Raw genomic sequence first — 25222 nt, forward strand, 5'->3', positions numbered from 1 at the left:
AAATACCAAATTGGATATGAGAAAAAGGGAGAGAAGCCGCATGGGGTTGATCGTGCAGAAATACGGAGGCACCTCTGTAGGTACCATTGAGCGAATTTTACGAGTTGCGGATCGAATTATCAGCTACAAAGAGGAAGGACATGATGTGGTAGTCGTTGTTTCTGCAATGGGGAAATCTACTGATGTGTTGGTAGACATGGCCAAGCAGATTAGCGCATACCCATCCGAGCGTGAAATGGATATGCTGCTGACCACGGGGGAGCAGGTATCGATCGCGCTTTTGTCGATGGCTTTGCATACAAAAGGCTACGACGCCATTTCTCTTACGGGCTGGCAAGCTGGAATCACTACGGAGGCGATTCACGGAAGAGCACGGATCAAGCAGATTGATCCAGAGCGGATTCAATCCGAGCTCGGCCGTGGTCGTGTGGTGATCGTGGCAGGATTCCAAGGGATCAGTGACGAAGGTGAAATTACGACGCTCGGCCGCGGTGGATCGGATACATCTGCGGTTACACTCGCAGCGAGCTTGAACGCTGAGAAATGCGAAATCTTTACGGACGTGTCCGGGGTGTATACAGCTGATCCGCGAATGGTTCCAGCAGCGAGCAAGCTGGATACGATCTCGTATGATGAGATGCTGGAGCTGGCGAACCTCGGTGCAGGGGTTCTTCATCCAAGGTCAGTAGAGGCTGCGAAAAAATACAAGGTAAGGCTGGTCGTCCGCTCCAGCTTTACTGCCGAAGATGGTACGTACGTTGAGGAGGTTGCCAACATGGAAACAGGAAGAGTAGTAAGTGGAGTTGCACACGATGAAGATGTAGCCAAAATCACGGTTGTCGGCATGCCTGCCAAGGTCGGGACGCTTTCCCGTCTGTTCAATACGCTGGCGGACAATCAGGTGAACGTCGATATCATTATCCAAAGCTCCTATGATGCGTCTGTTACGAACATTTCTTTTACCGTTGCAGCGGATGACCTGAAAAAAGCACTGGATACGCTGGACAGAAACAAAAACGAGCTTGGCTTTGAAAAAGTCGATTTCGAGGAAGGTTTGACCAAGGTATCGATTGTTGGCTCGGGTATGATCAACAATCCAGGGGTAGCTGCTGAAATGTTCCGCGTCCTGGCAGAAAAAGAAATTTCTATTAAAATGGTATCTACGTCTGATATCAAGGTTTCTTGCGTCATTCCAGCAGCCTTGACGGAGCTGGCTGTTCGCAGTCTTCATTCGGCATATGGTCTGGATGTCGAGGAAACCGCGGTTGTGCACGGAGTATAAAATATGGATGCTCCCTCTCCCTTTGTTATAGGTAGAGGGGGCATTTTCTTCATGACGCCACTTGTACAGATATACGTATGTCTGAAGGGCTTTCCATCTCGATTTTGCTGAACGCTTCTCTTTCTTTCCACTGCTCAATCATACCAGCGATGATTCCAGCCTCAAAAGAAAGACTGCATGCCAGTCTCTCTATAGACTGGTAGCTAAAAATAGAATGAGTGAGCGAATAGACGATAGTTTGCCGGGTCTCCTCCACGACGTCTAGCTGGCCTAATCCGAGTCGAATAAAAGGCATAATCGGGCCAGTTGCAGATTGAATGGGGATTTGGCGGCCCATGTTTTTTCCAATCCAATAGAGGATATGGTTTTCACTATCACCTAGCAGGGTGCTGGTCAGCGTTTCACGTAGAAGATGATAGCCAAGATAGGGCATATTCATTCTTTCCGCATAGGGAATGGTCTCCGGTGGCAACAGTGCTGCTAGCTGATCCTTCTCTTTCATATGTGCTTCCCTCCTGTCTGTACTAGATTATGAGGATGGGCTCACATTCATGACATCGTAATAGAAAAAATAGCTGGACTAAACAAAGTTATTCTATCAATGTATTTAGTACATTGATTGTCTTGACGCTCTGTGTCGACAAGAGTACAATTGGATTTGGTCAAAGTTTTGCCCAACTTTTTCTCGAATTTTGACACATTCCGACAAATTCATATGATCTAGCGAACGCAGTCTTTTTGTGAACAGCGTCAAGATGCTCTTCATAAAATGATCGTGGAGGTTTTGCTATGTCTAATGGGTGAGGCAATGGGTTAGGATATTGGGGAAAGGTCTATCAAAACGGCCGAAAACCGTTTTGGACCGCTTGCGGTGATGCTTGACGTTTTTCACAGAATTGAGAGTTACATACATTGAAAGGGGGACCATTGTATGGCGAAAGGCCATAGCTTTCTCAGTCACAAGCTACACTCACTTCTTGGTTTGTTTCCGATCGGGCTCTTCCTCGTGTTCCACTTGACCGCCAACTATCAAGCGACTCGTGGGCCTGAAGCTTTCAACCAGGCAGTAGGCTTCATTGAAAGCCTTCCATTTCTGTTAGTACTTGAATTTGCCTTGATCTACCTCCCGATCCTGTTTCACGCAGTTTACGGTCTCTACATTGCGTTCCAAGCGAAGCATAACGTAGGGAACTTCGGTTACTTCCGAAACCAAATGTTCTTGTGGCAACGCGTTACAGGAGTCATTACCCTCATTTTTATTGTTTGGCATGTTTGGGAAACCCGTATCCAAAAAGCACTGGGTGCACACGTGGATTATGACATGATGGCAAACATTTTGAGCAGTCCTGCAATGATCGTATTCTACACAATCGGGATTATTAGCACGACTTTCCACTTCTCCAACGGACTGTGGTCGTTCCTGGTTCATTGGGGAATTACAGTTGGGCCGCGTTCCCAACGTATTGCAACATTCGTGACTTTGGGCGTATTCGTAGTTGTAACCTTCATCGGCTTGCGTGCGATGTCGGCTTTCATTTTGTAGGGATAGGGGGACAAAACTCATGGCAAAAGGTAAACTGATCATTGTCGGTGGGGGTTTGGCCGGCTTGATGGCTACCATCAAAGCAGCAGAAAAAGGCGTTCCTGTTCAGCTGTTCTCCCTGGTTCCGGTAAAACGTTCCCACTCTGTCTGTGCGCAGGGCGGTATTAACGGAGCGGTAAATACCAAAGGGGAAGGCGACTCCACATGGGAGCACTTCGACGATACAGTATATGGCGGAGACTTCTTGGCAAACCAACCGCCGGTTAAAGCAATGTGCGATGCAGCACCTGGCATCATCTATATGTTGGACCGTATGGGCGTTATGTTTAACCGTACGCCAGAAGGTTTGTTGGACTTCCGTCGTTTCGGGGGAACCAAACATCACCGTACCGCTTTTGCGGGTGCGACAACTGGACAACAGCTCTTGTACGCATTGGACGAACAAGTACGCCGTTATGAAGCTGAAGGTCTGGTAACCAAGTACGAATATTGGGATTTCCTCGGAGCCGTTTTGGACGATACAGGAACCTGTCGCGGGATTACTGCACAAAACATGCGTTCCGGTGAAATTCAATCCTTCCGTGCGGATGCCGTTATTTTGGCAACAGGCGGACCTGGTATCATCTTCGGTAAATCGACGAACTCGATTATCAATACAGGTACAGCAGCGTCTGCGGCGTATCAACAAGGGGTTATCTACTCCAATGGTGAGATGATCCAAATTCACCCAACTGCAATCCCTGGCGACGACAAGCTGCGTCTGATGTCCGAGTCTGCTCGCGGTGAGGGTGGCCGTGTATGGACGTACAGAGACGGTAAACCTTGGTACTTCCTGGAAGATAAATACCCTGCATACGGAAACCTGGTTCCGCGTGACATCGCGACTCGCGAAATCTTCTCCGTTTGCGTAGATATGAAGCTGGGTATCAACGGCGAAAACATGGTATACCTCGACCTGTCCCATAAAGATCCAAAAGAACTGGATGTAAAATTGGGCGGCATTATCGAGATTTACGAAAAATTCGTTGGGGATGACCCACGTAAAGTTCCAATGAAGATTTTCCCTGCGGTTCACTACTCTATGGGCGGTATGTGGGTAGACTACAACCAAATGACCAATATCCCTGGTCTGTTTGCAGCAGGTGAGTGCGATTACTCTCAGCACGGTGCTAACCGTTTGGGTGCGAACTCCCTCCTGTCCGCGATCTATGGCGGTATGGTTGCAGGTCCAAAAGCGATCGAGTACATCAAAGGCTTGAAAAATTCCTCTGATGATCTGTCTTCCACGCTCTTCGATGGCTTTACTAGCCAAGAGCAAGCGAAATACGACAGCATCCTGAAAATGGACGGAACAGAAAATGCTTACCTGATCCATAAGGAACTGGGTGAGTGGATGACTGACAACGTAACGGTAGTACGTTACAACGACCGTCTGCAAAAAACGGATGATAAGATCGTTGAACTGATGGAACGCTACAAGAAAATCAACATCAACGATACAAATAAATGGAGCAACTCTGGTGCGGCGTTTACCCGTCATCTCTGGAACATGCTCGTACTGTCCCGCGCGATCACAATCGGTGCGCTCAAGCGCGACGAGAGCCGCGGTGCTCACTACAAGCCTGACTTCCCTGAGCGTGATGACGAGAACTTCATGAAGACGACAATGGCGAAGTACAATGCTGAAACAACTGCGCCTGAAATCTACTATGAAGACATCGACGTATCCCTGATCGCACCACGTAAACGTGACTATACGTCTGACAAGAAATAAGAGAGGAGGAAACTGATCATGGCAGAAAAATTGATTCATTTGATTATCACTCGTCAAGATAGCCCTGACAGCACTCCGTACAAGGAAGAGTTCAAAATCCCTTACCGTCCTGGTATGAACGTGATCAGTGCTTTGATGGAGATTCAACGTAATCCACTCAACGCACAAGGTCAAAAAACGTCTCCAGTAAACTGGGAATCGAACTGCTTGGAAGAAGTATGCGGTGCGTGCTCGATGGTTATTAACGGAAGACCGCGCCAAGCTTGCTCGGCACTGGTTGATAAACTGGAACAGCCGATTCGTCTTGAGCCAATGAGCACCTTCCCTGTACAACGTGATTTGTCGATTGACCGCAGCCGCATGTTCGATGCGCTGAAACGCGTAAAAGCGTGGGTTCCAATCGATGGTACGCATGATTTGGGACCAGGTCCTCGCATGCCGGAAGTTGAACGTCAATGGGCGTACGAGCTTTCGAAGTGCATGACGTGCGGTGTTTGCTTGGAAGCTTGCCCGAACGTGAATGCGAAGGCTGAGTTCATCGGTCCGTTTGCGATTTCGCAGGTTCGTCTGTTCAACCAGCATCCAACGGGTATGATGAACAAGCATGAGCGTCTGGAAGCCCTGATGGAAGATGGCGGTATCGGTGATTGCGGTAACTCGCAAAACTGCGTACAAGCATGTCCAAAAGGCATTCCGCTGACAACGTCGATCGCTCACATGAACAAAGAAACAACCAAACATGCAGTGAAGAAGTTCTTCTTCTCCTAATAAACGAAGAAATGGCGTGCGCCGGTGATCCGGAAAGCACGCCTTTTTTCAGTTTAAGAAAGTTTGTTTAGGTGCTTACTGTATATGTGGCTGTAGTGGAGAGAAGAATATTTCCAGGCTAGGCTCCAGGCTCCGTCCCGCTGGGGGTTGAGACTGTCCGCTCCGAAGGGATTCGCGGGGAAACGCAAAAGTGGTAGCCGCTTCGTAGCACGGGCACGTTGCGTTTCTTTTGCCCGCAAATCCCTTCTCCGCTCGGTAGGACTCCACAAGTCGCTACGTCTGGAAATATTCTTCTCTGGCGTAACAGATGAGGTATTTCATTCTTTGAAGGATTTAAAAAATTGGATCACGTGGAAAGCTCGTAGAGGAAACAGGAGAAATAAGCGAAGATCTTAGGGACACCGACCGAGACGCAATGCAAAAAGCGAAACACGCTCTTAAGCGTCCACCTCTGAAACACATCCTGAGAGGACAACTTTGGACGCGGTTTCGCTTTTTGCATGGAGTCGTGCAGTCAATCCCCGAGGGGGTGGCCCTAGAAGCTGAGCGTTTTCTCCTGTTTTCTCCCCACCACAACAGCAACGTACAAGGAGTTTATTCACTCGCCTCGATGACGGCCGCCATCGCCAGCTTTTCAAAAATGAGGACAAAGTGCTGGAGTTCATCTTCGCTGAGGTGAGCAAACATTTTATTTAGCTTTTCTCTCCGATTGTGCTTGGCTACTTGCAGAATTTTTTTGCCAGAATCTCGCAAGCTGATGTAAACCACTCGGCGATCTTCCTCATCACGATCACGGGCGACGAAACCGTGTTTATCCAAACGGTCGACCATCGCTGTGATTGCGCTTGGTTTGACCCCCATTGATTCAGCCAATTCTCCAACGGTGCATTTTTCCTTCTGTTCCAACTGATGAAGGATGTAGAATTGCGGGCCAGTCAAACCAGAGACAGGTTCGGCTAATTGCGTTCCCATCGTGCGCATAATGGTACGAAACGCCTCCTGCAAGCGCTCAAGCGTATCTGTTAAGGGGGAGGGCATGCTCGTATCGTCTCCTTATTTGATCTGTTTCTTCGTTATCGGGAATATTTGATATGTAATATTTAATGCACTTAAATATAGGCTGAAAATACTTCGTTTGTCAACCTTCGCGAAAAGAAGGGAATACCCAAGCGATTCCTAGTGAAAACTGAAAACATAATGGAATGACTTCCAGCAAGGGGGCAAACGATGAAGAAAAAGGTATGCAGCATTGGATTGATATTGGCTTTGCTTCCCGCAACGACTGTCAGCACAACAGCGTTTGAAGGAACGGCGACCATTCGTACGCAGATTTTGCAGGATCTCGCGGAAATGCACGAGCCATTACATACAGGCAAGGCGGACAAGGAATATAAGACAAAGGCAGATGAATGGCAACGTCAAGAACTTCTACTGCGAGGAGAGCAATTAAAATCCGCACCTGTCGATTCGCTGGAAATGATTGAGGCGACTAAGGCTTGGGAGGAAGCAGGCGTAAAAGGAGAAGGTATGCTCGTTTCCGTGATCGATACGGGAGTCAATCCGCGCCACCCCGATTTGCCTGCCCCGCATGATAAGCGTTCAGCCATGCAAAAGTCAGGTTCTTCCCATAAGGTGATCCCTGGCTTTAACTGGGCTGACCGTACGCAAACAACAGAAGACGTATCGGAATCTCAGCATGGTATCCATGTGGCGGGAATTATTGGTGCGAACGGAAAAGTAAAAGGGGTTGCTCCTGAAGCCCAGCTCATCAGCCAAAAAGTATTTTCCAATTATCAAAGCGAGGTTCCTGGGCTAGGTGAATCGATTTTATTTGCGATCAATGATTCCATTACGAAAAAAGCAGATGTCATCAACTTGAGTCTAGGTTCCTCAGCAGGCTACGTGGATGAAACAAATGTAGAGCAAATGGCAGTAAAGCGAGCAGTCGATAATGGAATCGTAGTAGTGGCAGCAGCCGGCAATGATGCGTATTTCGGCAGTGATAAGGTACGAGCACAGAATCCGGATATCGCCATGATCGGTTCTCCAGGCTTGAGCCCTGATGCGTTTTCAGTTGCTTCGGTCAACGCTACAGCACTGGCTGGCTATAGCTTCACGGTGCAAGGGGTACCCGGAATGGAGAAAGTCGTGTATTTATCCGGCTATGTGGAAGGCGGGGGTGCAATAAACCCGGTCATGACGCTGATGAAGTCATATCCGCTTGTCTATATGGGGAAAGGGAAGAAGGAAGACTACAATGTTTCCGTAAAAGATAAAGTAGTATTGCTCGAGCGAGGCGACATTTCATTCGACGATAAGCTGCGCCTCGCCAAAGAAGCAGGAGCAGTGGGTGCTGTTATCTACAACAATGAAATGGGACCACTCATTATCAGTGCGGAGCATGCCAAACAAATCCCGGCTGTTTCTATCTTGAAGCACATGGGCGAGCAAATGGCACAAGCAATTAAAAAAGGCAAGAAAGTGACGGTCTCCTTTAACGGTGAATATGGACAAAATCCAATGCCTTATCCAGACGGTGGAACGATCTCGGCTTTTTCGTCATGGGGACCAACACCCGATTTGCAGTTCAAGCCAGAGATTGCAGCTCCAGGTGGGGGCATCTTGTCACTCACGCGAGAGTCTGAATATGCCGTGAAAAGTGGCACGTCAATGGCAACGCCACATGTGGCAGGCGGGATGGCTTTACTGAAGCAAGGCTATCTCAAGCAAGGGCGGAACCTGCAAGGAAGATCGCTCGTCGATACGTTAAAGGCTGCGGCGATGAATACAGCAGAACCGATTATCGATCCGCAAATCAGTGTTCCAGCAGCGGATAAGGAGAAAGCAAAAAAAGTACCTTACAGCCCACGGGTTCAAGGGGCAGGACTGATGCAAATCGCAAAAGCGATCAAGACGCCAGCTATTGTTGTGAATGCAAAAGGAAAAGCAGGTGTCTCGTTAGGAGAGATTGGGAATTCAACGACCTTTTCTCTGTTTATTAATAACAAGTTTGGCAAAAAGCCCATTACGTATCAGTTGCAAAATGAGTTTGGTGTCATGACTGACTTGCGTAAGAATGGGATCAACATGCTGACAGATACTCTTTTCGAAGGGGCAGAACTGCAATTTTCCGCTCCCAAGATTACCGTTGCGCCGGGGAAGCTAGAGGAAGTGAAGGTAACACTCACGATTCCGAAAGGCTCGGCACGCAATCAATTTGCAGAAGGATTTATTTCCTTTCAACCAGATGATAAGGAACTGCCTACGTTGCGCACGGCGTTTTATGGCTTCTACGGCGACTGGGATGAACCAAGGATTATGGATCAGCCGGTATGGGAGGCAGAAAGTCAGGAAAAACGAACAGGTGTCAAGACGAGCTGGTATCACGATAAACGCAATGACAAATGGCGCTATCGGGATTATCTAGGTGTGACAGGTGTCAAAGCCGATGGAGGTGCGAAAATCGACCCCAATCATATTGCCTTTTCGCCAAACGGGGATGGGCATTACGATGTCGCTGCTCCTTCGATTACATTTTTACGAAATGCCCGTCATATTATCGTCGAAGTAACAGACCAGTCAGGTAAGCCGATTCGCACTCTTGTGCGTGATGAAAAAGTGAGCAAGTACGACCAATCCAAGCTGGGGACGCCATACTATTACACGGAAAAGGAAGCGTGGAGCTGGGACGGAAAGATCTTTTCACCGCAAAAAGGCGCCTATATACAGGCACCTGATGGACAGTACCAATTCTCCATTAAAGCCAAAATAGACGACCGCAATGCGAATTGGCAAACGATGACACTCCCCATTCGCGTGGATACAAAAGCTCCTGTGATTACAGCTTCTGTGTCAGGAAACCGGGTTCAGTGGAGCAGCCGCGATAAAGATATCCAAGCCTATTTCCTTTATGTAAACGGCAAAAGGGTAGGAGGTCCGTATTCTCCAAAAGTGTCCAGCACACTCATTAATCAGCCGGATAAAAAAATGAGTGTTGTAGCGTATGATTATGCAGGGAATATCAGTGTGGCGCATATTAACGGGAAAAGTGACAGCACTCCGCCATTTGTGGAGTTCCCGGATGATTTGTTCCCATATCTGAAAATATCCAAGCAACCGGATGTAGCCTTCAGGGGCAAAGTAACAGGCGAGGATATGATGGACAGGGTGCGCTTGTCGATTAACAAAACACCAGTAAAGCTGGCGACGGATGGATCATTTGAAACCATCCTGCGATTAACAGAAGGTCTCAATTATGTGATGTACAGTGCAATGGATATGTATGGAAACAAGCGCCAATTCACGCAGCGGGTCATCGTCGATACAAGTCCTCCGACACTGCAATTGCTAAACGATGGCAGCGAAGACATACAGTTCGATCCAGCAACCAAGAACATGCTGGTTCCAGTGCGCTTTATGTACAGAGATCAAACATATAAAGGTCAGGTTAGTATCAATGGGCAAATCGTGTCCTATTTTGAAGAAGATCAACTGGAAATCCCTGCGCAAAAATACGTAACGCAAATTTTGAGTATGAAGCAGGGAGAAAATCGTATTTTGCTTGAAGGCAAAGACGGTGCAGGTAATCAAAGTATGCTGCTGGTGTATGCGTATGTCGATGCCAATTCAGGCTCGGTCGTCATAAGCAATGGGGAGCAGCGTATATCCTACAAAGCGCGAACAGTGCCAGCTCCGACGATCCAGCTGCCGAACAAACAGCTAGAAGGGCAGGAAGGTGAAGCGCTGCCCATCGAAGGGAGGGTGACAGGTGCTGGTGCTGTTAATCTCCAAATCAACTATGGATCAAAAAGCTTTCAGACCAACGCGAATGATCGTGGGCTATTTCGCTTGGTGCTTCATGAGGTAGAGGAAGGCAAGCAAAAACTGACGGTTGTTGCCACTGATGCGCTTGGTAGAGAAGCCCGAGCGGAGTTGAACGTCGTCGGTAAGAAAAAATAGAGTAGCGGGCCCGTCAGTAGCAGCGAAAAGGCTATTGCCGGGCTAAATTTTTGTAGGAGGAGTCTATTCGATGTTTTACCACGGGATCAAGTGGGAATATGTTACGAGAGAGTACCCTGTACTATCCCCGAGAAGGACAGCCAGAAGGAAGCGTGGGGCAGTGCAATTGCGGGATCGCCTTCATCTGATCGAACAATTCGGTTTGGAGCCCGTTCATTTGCTTGAGGCTGATGAACATTACGATGCTGTCCGCTGTATACAGGAGTGCTTGGCATTTGGAGATACTGTTTTTGCCTTTGATCGAGTCGAGCTTCCGATATGGCAATTGAGTAAGCATGAGATCGGTGTAGAAATATTAGACTTGCGAACGTGCACCGCCATCTATACCATTCGTCATGAGGCTAAAGTAGAGGATTATTTTCCCGGTACACCCTGTTTTCGTGACCTTATGCCTATGAAGTTTTCGTAATCCTATTGCATCTGCCAAATATCGACATTATGATAGTCCTATACGAGTACAACCTCTAAGAGTGAATTGCCCGGGAAAGGAAGAGAATGCAGATGATAGTCCAGTACCTTGATCCATTTCTTGAATCAGCTTCGTCCGTGATTCAACAAGTATGCAATGTCGACATTTCGCGTGGAGAGTTAGCTGAGAGAGAATGGAGCCATGTAGAAGGCCATACATGGATTCGAATCGGAATGACAGGTCAATTTCAAGGTGAGGTCTTTTTCGGTCTGCAAGAGGAATTGGCTTTGCGCATTGTCTCGGCCATGATGGGTGGCTATCCCGTGCAAGAGATGGATGAGCTCGGAAAAAGTGCAATTTCAGAGTTGGGGAACATGATTTCCGGGAATGCGAGTACGCTTTTGTCCAATCGAGGTGTTATTGTAGACATTACCCCACCCTTATTTTTACACCAGCATGACTTGAAAGACATGGCAGGGACAGCATTGACTGCACCGCTCGATCTTCATGACATGGGCAGACTGGATATTCAAATTATTGTGATAAGATAGAGGCGGCTAATGGCCGTCTTTTTTGTGAAGGATACGTAGCCACACATTATTATTCAAAGGAGGGATGGAAAGAGATGGATCATTACTTCTCGATCTGTTCAGCTGAGATGTATTATGAGAAATACATGGCTTTTTTACTGGAAAACTACGACCAGCTTCGCATGCCATATTCTTTTCCTGTGGCGCTCAGTTTTCTGGCGAGTCCCGTTTTAATGGAGGGGAAAGCATTTCTTTGCTTCAACGATGACGATGAAGTGATCGGTGCCTTTTCGTACATTTACGGGACAGGTGAAAATCAGTACGAAGACAAGCATATCGTTCAAATTCAGGTGATCTATTTTTTAGAACAGTATCGCAGCAGTCGCCTTTTTTTGCACGCCCTTCAGTATGTAACCGAATATATCGCCTATATGGAGGAAGACGTGAAGGAGTTTCGATTCTGGACTTCCTCGGACGACTCTTTACGCAAATTGTTTACCAAGATTGCAGAACGAGTAGCTTCTGTGGAAACGGCAAACGGTCCATTGGATGAATATCGCGCATCGTTTTTGGCTTGGCAATCCTATGCAGCTAGATTTCAACATGAACCATTTTTCTAATCCAAGAAGGAGACGTCACGATGCTGTTCGTCATCAAAAACCTGTTTGGCTACATACGCCCCTATAAGCTCCTGAGTTCCCTTTTTTTCCTCACGCTTGCACTCGATCTACTTTTTTTATCCTTGGCACCTCTCAGTTTCCAGATGATCATTGACAGAGCGATTGTTCCCAAAGATATGCACGTCTTCTCCGTTATCATGATCGTATTGGCGATTAGCGGGTTTATCTGTGTCAGTGCTGGAATGATCAGTGATTATGTGCTGGCAAAACTAAACGCACGTGTGCAAAATGATTTGCGGCAAAAATTGTTTGCGCATATGCAGTATTTGCCGGTCAGCTATTTCCACAAAACGCGTTCGGGTGAACTGGTCTCTTACTTTTCAGTGGATTTGCCTGTCATTGACAGATCGTTGGCTATTCTCTTCACGACGGGTATTCAGTCATTGGCGGTCGTGACGATTAGTACGATGGTGTTGTTTTATTTGGAATGGGTGATGGCGCTGTGTATCTTGGTGGGAGCAATCTTGATTTTTACAGGTCCTTATTTGCTTGGCCGACGTGCCCACGCAATCAATGCCGCATACAAAGAGCAGCTCGCTGCAATGACGAATGATGTCCAGGAAAATACGAAAGCGCAAATGGTCATCAAGGGCTTCAACCTGCAAGATGTCATGATCGATAAATTCAATGAAAGACTCAAATTGCTGTTGGTCAGCAACTTTCGCAAAAATTTGATGGCAGCGAAATTGGAACGAATTCCTGCGCTATGCTTACTACTCATCAACTTTACGATCATTGGCTTCGGTTCCTATCTGGCACTCACCGGGCGAATCTCTGTCGGTTCGCTTGTTGCCTTTTTCACCATGTATACGTCGATGGGGAATGCAGTGTTTAATCTGACCTTTACGCTACCGCTCATTACAGATGCACAAGTCAGTATGGAGCGAATCCAGAAGGTACTGAATGAACCGAGTGAAAAAGTCGACCATACTACAGCGGAACAGCCCGATTTGCGTTTGACTGAGGTGTCCATAAAAAATGTTGCGTTTGGTTATCAGGAAAATCAGTTGTCTATCAATCAGGTCAGCATGCAGATTCCGGCTCGGACAAAAGTTGCGATTGTTGGCTCCAGCGGTTCTGGAAAAAGCACGATCGTTCAGTTGTTATTAGGCTTTTATCAACCTAGTTCTGGTCAGATCGAGATAAACGGCACAAAACTCGATGAATGTAATCGGGGAGCCTTCCGCAACCACGTAGGGGTTGTCTTTCAGGATAACTTTCTTTTTCACGGAACAATAGCGGAAAACATCCGGCTCGGCAAACTCGATGCGACCTACGAGGAGCTGAGGATGGCTGCACAGCAAGCGGAGATCCATGACTTTATCATGAGTCTACCAGATAAATACGAAACACTTGTTTTGGATGGGGGAAGCAACCTCTCTGGGGGACAAAGGCAGCGCCTTGCCATTGCTCGAGCGATTCTACGCAATCCTTCATTACTCATTCTGGATGAAGCAACTTCTGCTCTCGATCCCATTTCAGAGGCTTCTATTAACAAGACTTTTGCAAAGCTTTCCAATGATCGGACTGTCATTACGGTGACACATCGCTTGTCGACCATAACGGACATGGATCAAATATTTGTGTTGGAGCAAGGGGAACTAGTGGAGCACGGAACCCATTTTCAACTGTTGCAAAAGCGGGGCTATTACAGAAGGTTATGGGACAAGCAAAGTGCTTTGAGTAGACCAGAGGGTGGTATGGATGTTCCAGGCGTCGACGTGCCTGATATGCTGCATCTCTTTCAATCCGAGACGTTTACTGCTGGACAAACGATCATTCGGGAAGGAGAAGCAGCAGAGAAGTTTCACCTCCTCGCACGCGGAAAGGTAGAAGTATCTCAAACATCTGCTGAATCTGACGAGCAGATTCGACTTGCGATCTTGGAGGACGGCGATCACTTTGGAGAAACAGACCAAACGGGTGCTTTACAGACGACAACCGTGACAGCTCTCACCTCTTGTGTTGTTTTGACCTTACCTTTGAAGGTATTCCAGTACATCAGGTCCCAACACTCGGCGATTGGCAAGAACGTCCAACAGCCAATACGTTAACGATAGAAAAAGAAAGGCAGTGTGCAAAGGATGCATGTCCATTTTAGAAAATGTACCAGTGACAATGATTTTGCCCAATTCACGCTATTCTTTATGCGCAATCGATTGGAATTTAGCCGTATGTTTTCCCTTAGTGACACGCTTGCTCATATTTTGACGTTTCTCCCGGATTCTCATTTGATCCTGATAGAAGGCGAGGGAGGTAAATTGGTCGGTTGGGGCCATTATCAATACGTGACAGCAGAAAGGCAACCAGACCCAGAGGGCGAATTTTGCTATATCCATTCAGTCATCGTTGAAGAAAAGTATCGAAGGAGCAGGGTATTTCTAAAAGGCTTTCGCCATCTTATCAGACAGGTCCAAGAAGAGAATGAACATGTGAAACAAGTAACCTTTCGTGCAGATGCTAATCATGTTTATCTGAACCGGCTCTATTCGAAATTTGCACAGGTTGCAGGGGAGCAGGAGGGCTATTACGGACAAGAAAACATCTACATGGCTGAAATCAATCAACTCGCTTCCTATCTGGGAATGGCCGGAATTGACGATAAATAAGAAAAAATGCTATTCTTAAGAAGATATTGCCAGAAAGGAGGTCTATCAGATGATTCCAATGGTTCCACGTTTGAAAGATGGAGTAAGAAAACCTTTTACTGCTTCGATTCAAAATCTTCTCATGAAAAATGAGCAGCTGCGTGTCGCTACTTCTTCTACGAAGTAATCGATTAGCTATCCTCTTTTTCGAATCAACTGTTCCCATGAATGGAGAAGTGGTTGACAGGCTATCCTGCTCAGCCACTTTTTTATTTCTGTTTGAATAGAATAAAAAAATAAAATATTTTCTATTGTCTGGATGATTTTTAATAGATAGTGTATTGTTGGAAATAGTAAGGGGGTATGAGAGTTTGACCTATGTAAAACAATTAATCGGGATGTTTTTCCTAGTTATCGTCGTTTGCGGTGGGCCGTTCATGCTATATACGCAAAAGGAAGAAATCGTGTTCGAGCCGGGAAATATCGTAGTCCATACGGTACATCTGATTCAGCAGATTGCAGAAGGCTCCCTCGGAACCTATTATTCGGGGCAAACGGAAAGAAGCATCGCAGAGGATATCCTTCCATTTGCAAGTAGCTCCTTTGAATTGCTGTTCGCAAGTGTTAGTGTCGCAGTCCTTGCTAGTATTATTTTTGGATTGCTATTGCAGCGCTTTCGGTTTGTGCGTCAATTTCAAAAGGTTTTGAATTTGCTTGCCACGATTCCTGATTTTATCCTGATTGTTGTGTCGATTGTGGGTGCGGTCGGATTTTACAAGATGACGAACATTCGTATTATCACCCTGTCACCTGTAAGTGACTCTGAGAGTACCTGGTTTCCGATCACGCTACTGTCAATTGGACCCACAATTTTTCTCATGAAGGTAGTCAGCCTGAAGTATGCACAAATCGGCGGCGAAGACTACATTAAAACAGCACTTGCCAAGGGGATGGGGATTTGGCATGTTCTCATCCACCACGTCTATAAAAACATCAAGCCGTTTCTTATTGCTGATTTAAAGAAGACGATTGCGATTTCGGTAGCTAACTTGTTTATTGTTGAGTACTTATTAAACGTCGTAGGATTGACCCGGTTTATTTTCAGCAAAGATGGCGGATACGAATTCAATGCTGCTGTCATGGGACTTTTAGGTATTATTTTGCTATCCATTTTGGTCTATGTATTGATTCGTCTCATTCTGTATGTGATTGAACGCGCGGTTGTGTATAAATAACCCAGACTTCTTTTGGAATGAGTGAGGGTATGGTATGAGGAAACGGTTCAATTGGGCTTTATGGCTAGGCAGTATCTTGGTAGTAATTCTAATGATTATCGGTGTAGCCGGACCTTATTTGGCCCCCTATGACATCGATTACCAGGTGAAAGTGCGCAGTGAGATGGTGAACGGGAAGCAAGTGATCATTTCCCCTCCTTTGGCACCTTCAAGCGAGCATCTGTTGGGTACGGATAAATGGGGCTATGATTTGCTTACAAAACTGCTCCATGGGGCACCGTACACCATTTTCATTACGATCCTGATTGCGTTATTGCGATTATTGATCGGAGCATGGATCGGTCTGTATATTGGAATATTGGACAAGCAGCAGCGCTGGTGGATCGCGATTGAGAATGCCTGGGGTTACATGCCGATTTTTATTCCTGTCTATTTTATTTTGCAAGGTATCAGTATCAATTCAGAATTGTCAACGTTTACGCTTGTCTTGTTTTTTATAGTGGTTGTGGCAGTGCTTGGGACGCCTTCAGTGGCTGCGTCCATCCGTCAAAAAACGGAGCAAATCAAGGAATCTCAGTACGTTTTAGCTGCGACTTCGCTGGGGGCTGGGCGGGATCAGATCGTCTTTCGTCACATTCTGCCGCATTTGAAGGAGCATATGGTCATTGTCCTGGTGACAGAGATGATTGCCACGATGACGTTGATGGGGCTTCTTGGGATGTTTGGTCTGTTTGTAGGCGGAACGACTATGTACTATGACCCTGTTGAGTTTCACTCGACCACACATGAATGGGCAGGACTGCTCGGGACTTACCGAAGCTTTGTCTACACGAATTACACGTGGATTTTCCTGATCCCACTTGCTGCTTATATGCTTGCAATCGGTTCCTTTAGTCTACTGGCCAAAGGATTGCGTGATAAATTCGAACAGACGTATAGTCGTACCCCATTTATTTAAGCAGCTGGTCACTTTTCAGCATGAGGGATAAGTGAGGTTTTTTGATGAAAAAGCGATTCCATTTTTCTTTATGGCTAGGCAGTATTTTCGTGTTCCTTCTGATCGTGATCGCTGTTGCGGGGCCTTACGTGGCTCCCTATGAGCTGGAATATCAAGCGAAGATGCGTCAAGAGGTTGTGAACGGTAAACAAGTCATGGTCGCTCCGCCCTTACCACCGTCAGCAGAACATTTACTCGGCACGGACAAATGGGGGTATGACTTACTGACCCTCTTGCTCCATGGAGCGCCATACACTGTTTTTATTACCCTTGCGATCGCATTTATTCGCGTGTTATTTGGTACATGGATTGGACTCTATATCGGTATTCAAGATAAAGAGCAGCGTTGGTGGATGGCGATCGAAAATGCATGGAGCTATATGCCTGTGTTTATCCCTGTGTATTTTCTTTTGCGAGGAATCAATGTGAATTCGGAGCTGCCAACATTCACGCTCGTACTCCTTTTCATTGGGCTTGTCTCTGTGCTTGGAACACCTTCTGTAGCCTCTTCTGTGCGTCAAAAGGCCGAGCAAATTAAGGAATCACAATATGTTTTGGCTGCCGTTGCACTAGGAGCTGGCCGGAATCAAATTGTCTTTCGCCACATCTTGCCGCATTTGAAGGAACAGCTTATTATCATCTTGGTGACAGAAATGATCGCTGTCATGACCTTGATGGGGCTTCTCGGTATATTTGACATGTTTGTAGGTGGTACGAACATGACCTTTGACCCGGTTTTGTATCATTCCGTTACACACGAATGGGCAGGGCTGCTCGGGTCTTATCGAGGCTTTATTTACAGTAACTATACGTGGATTTTCCTCGTTCCACTGGGGGCATTCATGATCGCCATTGGATCGTTTAGCTTGTTGGCCAAAGGATTGCGTGACAAGTTCGAGCAAACGTATAGTCGTACCCCGTTTATTTAAGTTGTGGTGCCCTTGATTTTTACGAATCAAGGGCATTTTTGGTTGATCCAGTTAAAAATAATGGAATGGAAGTCGAATTGTAGGGAGCAGTATATGTGTCGGGTGAATAGACTGGAGTGTCGGGGGCGGTGTTGGCCTTGGGTTCCGATGGCAATCTCATCAGGCGAGTCGACTCGTCGCGATCTGAACGGGGGACAACTGGAGGCCATCGTCGTCTCGAACGAAAAAATTCACGGCGGATGTCGAAGAGGTTTCTCAGCGGTGTTCGGAACCCATTGCCCATTTTCAGAATAGGATGTAAGGCAAAAGCCTAAAATCCTTGAAATTCCGGCACCATCACCCACCCCCCATCATAGGATAAGGTGACTCTGTAATCCCTCAACCTTGTTCCTGTAGAGCCCACAAGGAGGGGTGGCACGATTGAAGGGTAGCGACCAAACCAAGCCGTTGTTAACGAATCGCGAAAGAGAAGTGTTTGAACTCTTGGTCCAAGATAAGACAACCAAAGAGATTGCCGGACAACTCTTCATCAGCGAAAAGACTGTGCGCAATCACATTAGTAATGTCATGCAAAAATTAGGTGTCAAAGGTCGATCTCAGGCAGTAGTCGAACTCGTTCGACTTGGTGAACTAGAGATTTGAACCCAGTCCACCCAGCCTCCCTTTTCTTCCCTTGGTCGGAAGGGAGGGTTTTTTTATGTTTATTTGTGTCTAAATGCTCTTTTCTTATGTACACGTAAGCGGATAACCAAGCGAGGATTTCGGACAAAGAAAGAAGCAGAGAAGGCGATGGTCGAAGCCCAAGCAGCTTTGCAAAAAGTGAGTATGTCGAACGGAGTAATAAGCTGGTTCAGGATCTAAATGAATTAATTAAGACAACACGGAACCAGGGCGAGAGTAAGTGCGAACTATATGAAACATACTTACCCATTGCCCATAATATTGAAACTTTCCTTAGTGCCTTGCACGAAAAAGGTCTATCTGCCTCTTCAGTAAAGTGGATTTTCTCAGTTGTTTATGCATCGTTAACCTCGACTGTACTTAAGGGAATTGTTACTAAGAATGTGGCAAGTAGAGTGGGAAAGCCACAGGCTTCAAGCCGAAGGCAATTGGGTGTCTGGGAACCTGAATTTTTAAGTGAGTTCTTTGAAATGACGTGGCATGGAAGGTGGTATAGAGTGACTGGGATGAGACATGGCGAGATACTGGGCTTACGTTAGTCAGATATCGACTTTGAAAAGCGAAATCTTACTATTTTCAACAGACCGTGAAGAAACATAGGGAGATAAAAGATGGAGCTAAGACTTAAAAGAGCGTTAAGTCTGTTACGTTATCACTAGAAACAGTAGAAGTATTTAAGATGCATCGCAAACTAATTTTACAGGAGCGAGTAGAGCTTGGACCAGATTATCAGAATAATAATCTAGTTATCTGCACGCAATTCGGAGGCCCTAAAACACAAGGGGCACTTCAAAAGATGTAGCCAAACTTCTTGAAAAACAGGGCTCCTAAGATTACATTCCATGATCTACGTCACACTCCTACAAGTCTCTTGATCAGACAAGGAGTTCACATCATAGTACTTTCTGAACGGTTAGGGCATTCATCCATTACGATGGATAAATACTGACATCTGATGCCCGACATGCAAAAAGAAGTAGCCGCTGTGATTGATTTAGTTATCACAACGAAGACCCAATAGCGAGTTTCTAAAACAGACATAAAGAAAACCTGTAACTTGTGTGTTTTTAATACTAATGAGTTTAAACGTTACATGCCTTAAAAAATACTTTTCTAATAAAGGTAATGAATTGTTTTCTTACTTAGATTTGGTACTTGTGTTTGGTATAATATAGATTGTTTAATAATGAGATGGGGGAATCAAATGATTCATATTCAATGGGACGGTATAGATGTAGAAAAAACACCTAAGGTCTTCATTAACGGCATAGATGTTACAGAACATGAAGATATATCTTTTTTTGGGTCACGTTTCACAAAAAAGTATAGCCTAATTGTCTATGATTCTGAACTTAGTAAGACAGTATCTAACATTGAAATTAAAGATATACCAAAAGAATTGGAAACCATAACGATTTCTTTACTGCTGGATTTTTTAGATGACGTGGAAAAAATAGATATTTCCTATACTGAAGAGTTCGAAACTGCAATTCTAAATTTTCGCTATTTTTGGGATTGGGAACATTGGAAACAACCATACAGCATTCAAGAGTTTGCAGACACAATGGAAAAAATATTGTATGAGTATGAAGAACAAGGATTGAAATGGGTACAAGAGGATGAAATATTAACTAACGGTTGTCACATCAAATACATCTTTAACGGTAATACTCAATCGACCATTAAAGAAATTATAGCTGGGATTGAACCTGTACTGAAGGAAATTGTGGAAAGAGCTTATGCTGTTCTTTATTCAAATACATCTGATCATTCTCTAATAAGTTCTTTTAATTTTCCGCCAGAGGTTCGTACCGCCTGTGAGCAATACCTAGTGTATTTCGTACAATTTTTACAAGACATCGGGATAGAGGCTACTTCAAGTATAAAAAATGAAGCAGGAATAACACTTTTTTCAGTTACTCCTACCTCAAGTGAAGATGCTTTAGAACAGATTAAAGCGGCTTTAGAAATATATTTGGAATTACCAGTTAGCATGGAAAATTCTAGCTATGTTCAAGTAGATTTAGATCCTAAGGTGCACCAACTTATAGCTAACGTTCACCATCTTAGTAGCCAGCTTTCGTTAAGCCAGGCCTTAGTTCAGGCGCAAAAAGTTACAATACAAAATCAGCAAATAACAATTACACAACAGCAACAGTTTATTGACTCAACAATTCTGCAACAAGCACTTATTTCGAATCAAAATGAGGATAAGGAAGAAATATTAGGTGGGACTGTTTCAATTACAAAATACCAAGGAAATGGTTTTGAGGTGAATATTCCAAACATCTTTAGATGGACAAAGAAATTGATCGGGAAAGAATAGTGTTAATCATTGTTGTTAATAAGCTAAGAAATAAATTCGAATAAACATTGTGTCATCAAAGAGCTTATCGATTTTTATGGTGTATAGTGATGTTATTCACCCTCCGCCTACAGGCGGTTTTTTCGTTGGGGGTGAGTTGATTAAATGGCTTTAACAATTCAGTGAACTTCAACAGCGTACCATTAAAGAACGAACGGAGAATCTTGGGAGATAAAAACTTGCTGAACGATTTGTCAGAATTCCTATCAATAATAATGTCCTATAAATTAGTAAGGATAGGAAATAAATGGACAAAAGCTACCCCTTACATCAGAATAGTAAAAAAGGGGGAGCAGTATGAACACTGAGTTTCAAATACTAAGATGGGGAATTCCGGGTTGGGTATTTCTTGCAACTTTTCTGATGTTCAAATTAGCTGCGGTTAACTTCGAAATAGAAACTCTTACAAAACCGTTTGGAACCAATCTATCCGCTCTAGCTGGACTTGCAGCATTTTTTGCTGCACTGGGAGTGCCTATTGGATATGTTTTATATCAAATGTACTTTTGCTACAAATGGACGTTTGGAGGGAAGAGATCTTATCTAGCGGCAAAGGATGTTCCTGGCCTAGAAGGTATAGGCATAGGAAACACAAGGGAAGATTGGAGAACCATTGAAAGACACATGGACAAGATGATGACTCTAGAGGTTCCGAAAAAGAATATTAATTACAAAGACTTACAAAGAAGGTATGAGTGGTATTCTAATCGTACCTCCAGAACACATGGACTTGGGGCTTCAGTGGTTGCGATGATCTTCGGCTTGTTAACTTTCCTTGCGCTCAATCATTGGGCAAATGCCTCAATCTATTATTTAGGTCTCGTATTTGTTATGTATATGGTCGCACTCGTCTCAATTATTATCAACTATTCATCCATGGATGAGGGGACGTTTTTGCAACTGCGGTCTATGATGCTGGATATTCATGAAGCAGAGAAAGAACCTAAAAATAAGAAGAGTAAAGAATTAGATCATGAGGAGGAGAATTAAGCGCCAGATGGTGCTTTTTTCTTTTACGGAAAATAACCGCCCTCTGATTAGAGTACAGTCAGAGTCACAATTCCATATGTCTCAAGGCATTATTGCCCACGATACTCGAATCAGACGGCCAAACTTTTTCTACATTAGAGTACAAAGCCTTACGGGGAAACAAGGCAGGAATAAATACCTGCCTTGTTATTTTATTTACATTGAGAAGTTATCTTGAATGTTTGATAAGAATACCTACTGGAGACTTGGTTACCTCCTGACGAACCTTAGATAGCTCTGTTCCAGTTTTTAGAACTTCTTTGACACTAGGTGCCCCAAATACTGTAGTAGAGACTGCTGCAAGACTGGTTATCAATGGATTTCCCGTGCATGCAGCTGCAATTCCAAGACCGCCAGAAACCAGTAAGGGTAACAAATCTAAGCCATAAAATTTCTTCTGTCTAATATTAAGGTCGTTTATTGTTTTCTGATGTTCGTCAAAAACTTCTTTAAGATTCGAAATTACATGTTCGGTCACAATATTGAAACTGTCCTCAGTGGAATGAGATACGTCATCAATTCCTTTTGCAATAATATCTCGTAGTTCTTGTAAAGCTCCTTCTTTTCTTAATTGAATTATTGAAGTATCTGTTAAATTTCCGATGATAGGAAGATTGATGTTTGTTAAAGCGTTGCTCACTAATACATCTTTCGTAAGTAGTTCAGGTCGGGTGTTTTGTTGTGCATCGTATTCGTATTTCCAAAGAAGGTATTGCCATGACGTAGGAGCATCGATAATAGGAGTACCATCAAATTGTAACGAACGAGCAACAAGGTCATTTGCTTGCATCATTCTTCCTACTACCTGAAATCCCAACTGATTTCCTATCCCACTGTTCTGGACATGAACAGGATTGTTTTGCTGCCATCTTTGAATCTGTAATTCAAGGGGCTCATTAGTCCAAGCAGTGTCGAACAGTAGGCGATTAGTATCGTTAATGCTTTTTAATAGATCTTCTGTAGTATGAATTCCTTGTAGAAAATCTTCAATTTGTTCAGTAGTAGAGTATCTTTTGTTAAACATTTTGTTAATGTGAGAGGTTACATTTTGTTGAGAAACATTACTTAATATATCCCATCCATTTTCATCCAAATATGTACTGTCAGGGGCAATTATTACAATAGGGACATCTACATCTGCTAGAGCCAGGTCTTTATATTGCAATGCGTTCAAGGCATGTTTAGACAAGTAGTAAAATGCCCGGTCAGCAGGCATGGCTTTAAAAAATGTGCAAGACCTGAGTAAAGGATCAGGTAAAATAATCGTATCGATGTAAAGTCCAGAGCTATGTGCTATGTTATGAATATAAGATGGAAAGATGTCTCCTCCAAAAATTGAACGTATTCCTTTTAATTGTCTAACATGAGCTTGAATTATAGGAGCATAGTAACCCCATAATTCTCGAAGGCCACTTTCAAATGATTCTATATGATTTTGAAAAGACTTTACGATATCAGGCGTTTGAGACATTGAGACGGCAACTTCATGAGGAGTAACATTGTATCGTTTCATCTCTCGGTATGGGTTGCCAAAGAAGTGTTCAAGAATGTTGAAATACTGTTCTTGCGATTCTCTAAGAGGTACTTCAAGTAATTGCTGTTGGTATTTACCTATTTCAACTGTTAAAGCTAAAGCGCGGATTCGGCCATCAACTGTAGATGAATCAACGCTCTTTCCATCAGGTAAATAAGCGATCCTCATAAAAGCATCTATTGTTTCGCTGTCAGCAATTTGAATTCTACCATTTCGTACCTCTTCTTGAAGAATTCTTATCAAATAATCCAAGCGAACTTGATCCAAGTTCCCAGCCCCTCCTATTACTTTCAAACTTGCGATACAAGATGATTATACAACTAAATAACGCCCTTACCTGCATCAATTGTACATTGAATTGATGTTAAAAAAGTTATAAATAGGATGGAATATAAGAGAACGCCGAGGAAAGCAAATAAAGAATAAGTCTAGAAAACTCATAGTATCAGGTATTAAGAGCTACTTCTGACTATGAGAAGAAAAAAACGGGTAAATGCTTCATTCACGATTGAAGGGTAGCGACCAAACCAAGCCGTTGTTAACGAATCGCGAAAGAGAAGTGTTTGAACTCTTGGTCCAAGATAAGACAACCAAAGAGATTGCCGGACAACTCTTCATCAGCGAAAAGACTGTGCGCAATCACATTAGTAATGTCATACAAAAATTAGGTGTCAAAGGTCGATCTCAGGCAGTAGTCGAACTCGTTCGACTTGGTGAACTAGAGATTTGAACCCAGTCCACCCAGCCTCCCTTTTCTTCCCTTGGTCGGAAGGGAGGGTTTTTTTATGTTTATTTGTGTCTAAATGCTCTTTTCTTATGTACACGCAAGCGCCACGGAGTAGGGACTATTTACAGCCCAACTTTGACCAATCTCTCGTGATGCAAGCAATGTTTCTAGCACTGCTTGGGAGAGATCGCTCTGATCTAAAGGGGGTGTAAGACTGATTGAATAGTTATCATCGCCTTATGGGTCACAAGCAAGAGGATTTAGTATGTTCCCGAAAGCGATTTCAAAATGATAAATCGACAATAATAAAAACTCCCCCGAGCTTGGAGGAGCCTGTAACTAAGTAAATTGGCGCTACTCGAAACATTCCTGTTAAAGCAGGGTACTGCTTAAAATCGTATTTCTCATACAGATTCTTACCTTTGTAAGTAGAAAAGAGACCTATAAAAGCTTTATCAGGAGCATTCCGTTTTAGATAGGACATGAGATTGTGTAAAAGGAAAAACCCTGTAGCAGTTTCTCCACAGGGTTTCCATCGCTGTAGCTGAAAGAATCCAGCCGAGACATTTAAAAAGTTCTTCTAATCACTGGGATTCTCCGTGCTCCATTACGAATAAGCCTTTGCGCTCTTTCACGGCTGATTCTAACAAGTACTGAAGTATCGGTTGAGTTTTCAACGTCGAAAACTGAGAAAAATCGACCATTAGCGAACAGTACACCTTTAAACTCCACATCAAATCCAGGTCTAGGCCGCGGACGTGTATTCTGAATAACTGTTCTCATGACACCCGCATTTCGGAGCCTTCGTGCTTGTTCGCGGGTTATACGGACCGCAAAAACTGGGTCAATTTCGACACCAGGTACTTTTGCCTCAACCTCAACAATTAGGAAAAAACGGTTGCCGATAGTTGCAATACTATTTGCTCCAATAAAAATTGGAGGGTTCATTGCCATTTTCTTACCACCTCCTTGTACCAAACTATGCTGGAGGTACTGAAGTGGACAAGGGCATCACCACAATTTTCGATTTTTGGTATTTTGACTAGAAGTTTAGACAGTCCACAACTTACGGGGATGCGAAGTTTTTAACCAATCGAAATCAGCGTCCAGCTTGCATTTATTGTGTCTTCTG

At 44.5% G+C, this 25222-nt stretch carries 23 protein-coding genes; 19 read left to right on the plus strand and 4 right to left on the minus strand.

Translation table 11 applies throughout. From position 1 onward, the window contains the following. Nucleotides 1–40 precede the first annotated feature (40 nt). A complete protein-coding gene (locus tag AB432_RS08920) occupies nt 41–1282 on the plus strand; it encodes an aspartate kinase (RefSeq protein WP_048031979.1) in 1242 nt (413 codons plus the stop codon). A 49-nt stretch (nt 1283–1331) separates the two neighbouring features. Here AB432_RS08920 and AB432_RS08925 read toward each other — a convergent pair whose 3' ends face one another. Continuing rightward, nucleotides 1332–1784: a YslB family protein gene (locus AB432_RS08925; protein WP_048031980.1), complete on the minus strand. Its 453-nt coding sequence runs from the start codon at nt 1782–1784 to the stop codon at nt 1332–1334. Nucleotides 1785–2213: 429 nt separating this feature from the next. Here AB432_RS08925 and AB432_RS08930 point away from each other — a divergent pair, with 429 nt between their 5' ends. The 3 genes from AB432_RS08930 to sdhB are packed head-to-tail and all read left to right on the plus strand — an operon-like array spanning nt 2214 to nt 5367. Next, complete coding sequence (locus AB432_RS08930) at nt 2214–2825, plus strand: succinate dehydrogenase cytochrome b558 subunit (RefSeq protein ID WP_048031981.1); 612 nt, start codon at nt 2214–2216, stop codon at nt 2823–2825. 19 nt (nt 2826–2844) lie between these two features. Further along, nucleotides 2845–4599 carry a succinate dehydrogenase flavoprotein subunit gene (gene sdhA / locus AB432_RS08935; protein WP_048031982.1) on the plus strand — a complete coding sequence of 585 codons (1755 nt, stop codon included), beginning with the start codon at nt 2845–2847 and terminating at the stop codon, nt 4597–4599. Between the two features lie 18 nt (nt 4600–4617). Beyond that, nucleotides 4618–5367 (plus strand): succinate dehydrogenase iron-sulfur subunit, encoded by a 750-nt coding sequence (gene sdhB, locus AB432_RS08940; protein WP_007722466.1) that lies wholly within the window; start codon nt 4618–4620, stop codon nt 5365–5367. Nucleotides 5368–5961: 594 nt separating this feature from the next. On the opposite strand, the gene AB432_RS08950 is transcribed toward sdhB, so the two are convergent. Then, complete coding sequence (locus AB432_RS08950) at nt 5962–6405, minus strand: MarR family winged helix-turn-helix transcriptional regulator (RefSeq protein WP_048031983.1); 444 nt, start codon at nt 6403–6405, stop codon at nt 5962–5964. A gap of 189 nt (nt 6406–6594) precedes the next feature. On the opposite strand from AB432_RS08950, the gene AB432_RS31395 reads away from it, so the two are divergent. From AB432_RS31395 to AB432_RS09020, 14 genes are all read left to right on the plus strand, one after another. Then, a complete protein-coding gene (locus AB432_RS31395; protein ID WP_048031984.1) occupies nt 6595–10326 on the plus strand; it encodes a S8 family serine peptidase in 3732 nt (1243 codons plus the stop codon). A gap of 70 nt (nt 10327–10396) precedes the next feature. Then, nucleotides 10397–10795: a hypothetical protein gene (locus AB432_RS08960; RefSeq protein WP_048031985.1), complete on the plus strand. Its 399-nt coding sequence runs from the start codon at nt 10397–10399 to the stop codon at nt 10793–10795. 92 nt (nt 10796–10887) lie between these two features. Then, on the plus strand, nt 10888–11346 hold the full coding sequence (locus AB432_RS08965; protein WP_048031986.1) for a chemotaxis protein CheX: 459 nt from the start codon (nt 10888–10890) through the stop codon (nt 11344–11346). A 74-nt stretch (nt 11347–11420) separates the two neighbouring features. Further along, nucleotides 11421–11945 carry a hypothetical protein gene (locus AB432_RS08970; RefSeq protein WP_048031987.1) on the plus strand — a complete coding sequence of 175 codons (525 nt, stop codon included), beginning with the start codon at nt 11421–11423 and terminating at the stop codon, nt 11943–11945. A 20-nt stretch (nt 11946–11965) separates the two neighbouring features. Beyond that, on the plus strand, nt 11966–14059 hold the full coding sequence (locus AB432_RS08975; protein ID WP_048031988.1) for an ABC transporter transmembrane domain-containing protein: 2094 nt from the start codon (nt 11966–11968) through the stop codon (nt 14057–14059). Nucleotides 14060–14152: 93 nt separating this feature from the next. Continuing rightward, nucleotides 14153–14614, plus strand: a complete 462-nt coding sequence (locus AB432_RS08980; protein ID WP_235617645.1) for a GNAT family N-acetyltransferase — start codon at nt 14153–14155, stop codon at nt 14612–14614. 350 nt (nt 14615–14964) lie between these two features. Then, nucleotides 14965–15828, plus strand: coding sequence for an ABC transporter permease subunit (locus AB432_RS08985; protein ID WP_048031990.1), 864 nt, complete (start codon nt 14965–14967; stop codon nt 15826–15828). A 34-nt stretch (nt 15829–15862) separates the two neighbouring features. Beyond that, entirely contained in the window at nt 15863–16786 is a 924-nt protein-coding gene (locus tag AB432_RS08990) for an ABC transporter permease (protein ID WP_048031991.1), read from the plus strand. 44 nt (nt 16787–16830) lie between these two features. Continuing rightward, complete coding sequence (locus AB432_RS08995; protein WP_048031992.1) at nt 16831–17754, plus strand: ABC transporter permease; 924 nt, start codon at nt 16831–16833, stop codon at nt 17752–17754. Between the two features lie 420 nt (nt 17755–18174). Further along, nucleotides 18175–18396: a helix-turn-helix domain-containing protein gene (locus AB432_RS09000; protein WP_003387736.1), complete on the plus strand. Its 222-nt coding sequence runs from the start codon at nt 18175–18177 to the stop codon at nt 18394–18396. 63 nt (nt 18397–18459) lie between these two features. After that, a complete protein-coding gene (locus AB432_RS31465; RefSeq protein WP_082195891.1) occupies nt 18460–18615 on the plus strand; it encodes an Arm DNA-binding domain-containing protein in 156 nt (51 codons plus the stop codon). A gap of 691 nt (nt 18616–19306) precedes the next feature. After that, complete coding sequence (locus AB432_RS31470; RefSeq protein ID WP_419178479.1) at nt 19307–19384, plus strand: hypothetical protein; 78 nt, start codon at nt 19307–19309, stop codon at nt 19382–19384. A gap of 255 nt (nt 19385–19639) precedes the next feature. Further along, nucleotides 19640–20761: a hypothetical protein gene (locus AB432_RS09015; protein WP_048031993.1), complete on the plus strand. Its 1122-nt coding sequence runs from the start codon at nt 19640–19642 to the stop codon at nt 20759–20761. A 336-nt stretch (nt 20762–21097) separates the two neighbouring features. Beyond that, complete coding sequence (locus AB432_RS09020; protein ID WP_048031994.1) at nt 21098–21790, plus strand: BA5345 family protein; 693 nt, start codon at nt 21098–21100, stop codon at nt 21788–21790. Nucleotides 21791–21998: 208 nt separating this feature from the next. On the opposite strand, the gene AB432_RS09030 is transcribed toward AB432_RS09020, so the two are convergent. After that, nucleotides 21999–23630, minus strand: a complete 1632-nt coding sequence (locus tag AB432_RS09030; protein ID WP_048031996.1) for a hypothetical protein — start codon at nt 23628–23630, stop codon at nt 21999–22001. Nucleotides 23631–23856: 226 nt separating this feature from the next. Here AB432_RS09030 and AB432_RS09035 point away from each other — a divergent pair, with 226 nt between their 5' ends. Beyond that, the gene (locus AB432_RS09035; RefSeq protein WP_419178470.1) at nt 23857–24093 is read left to right on the plus strand and encodes a helix-turn-helix domain-containing protein; all 237 of its coding nucleotides are present in this window, start codon (nt 23857–23859) and stop codon (nt 24091–24093) included. A gap of 564 nt (nt 24094–24657) precedes the next feature. On the opposite strand, the gene AB432_RS09045 is transcribed toward AB432_RS09035, so the two are convergent. Next, the gene (locus AB432_RS09045; RefSeq protein WP_053079560.1) at nt 24658–25044 is read right to left on the minus strand and encodes a hypothetical protein; all 387 of its coding nucleotides are present in this window, start codon (nt 25042–25044) and stop codon (nt 24658–24660) included. Nucleotides 25045–25222: the final 178 nt, after the last annotated feature.

The sequence above is a fragment of the Brevibacillus brevis genome, from assembly GCF_001039275.2.
Lineage (GTDB): Bacteria > Bacillota > Bacilli > Brevibacillales > Brevibacillaceae > Brevibacillus > Brevibacillus brevis_C.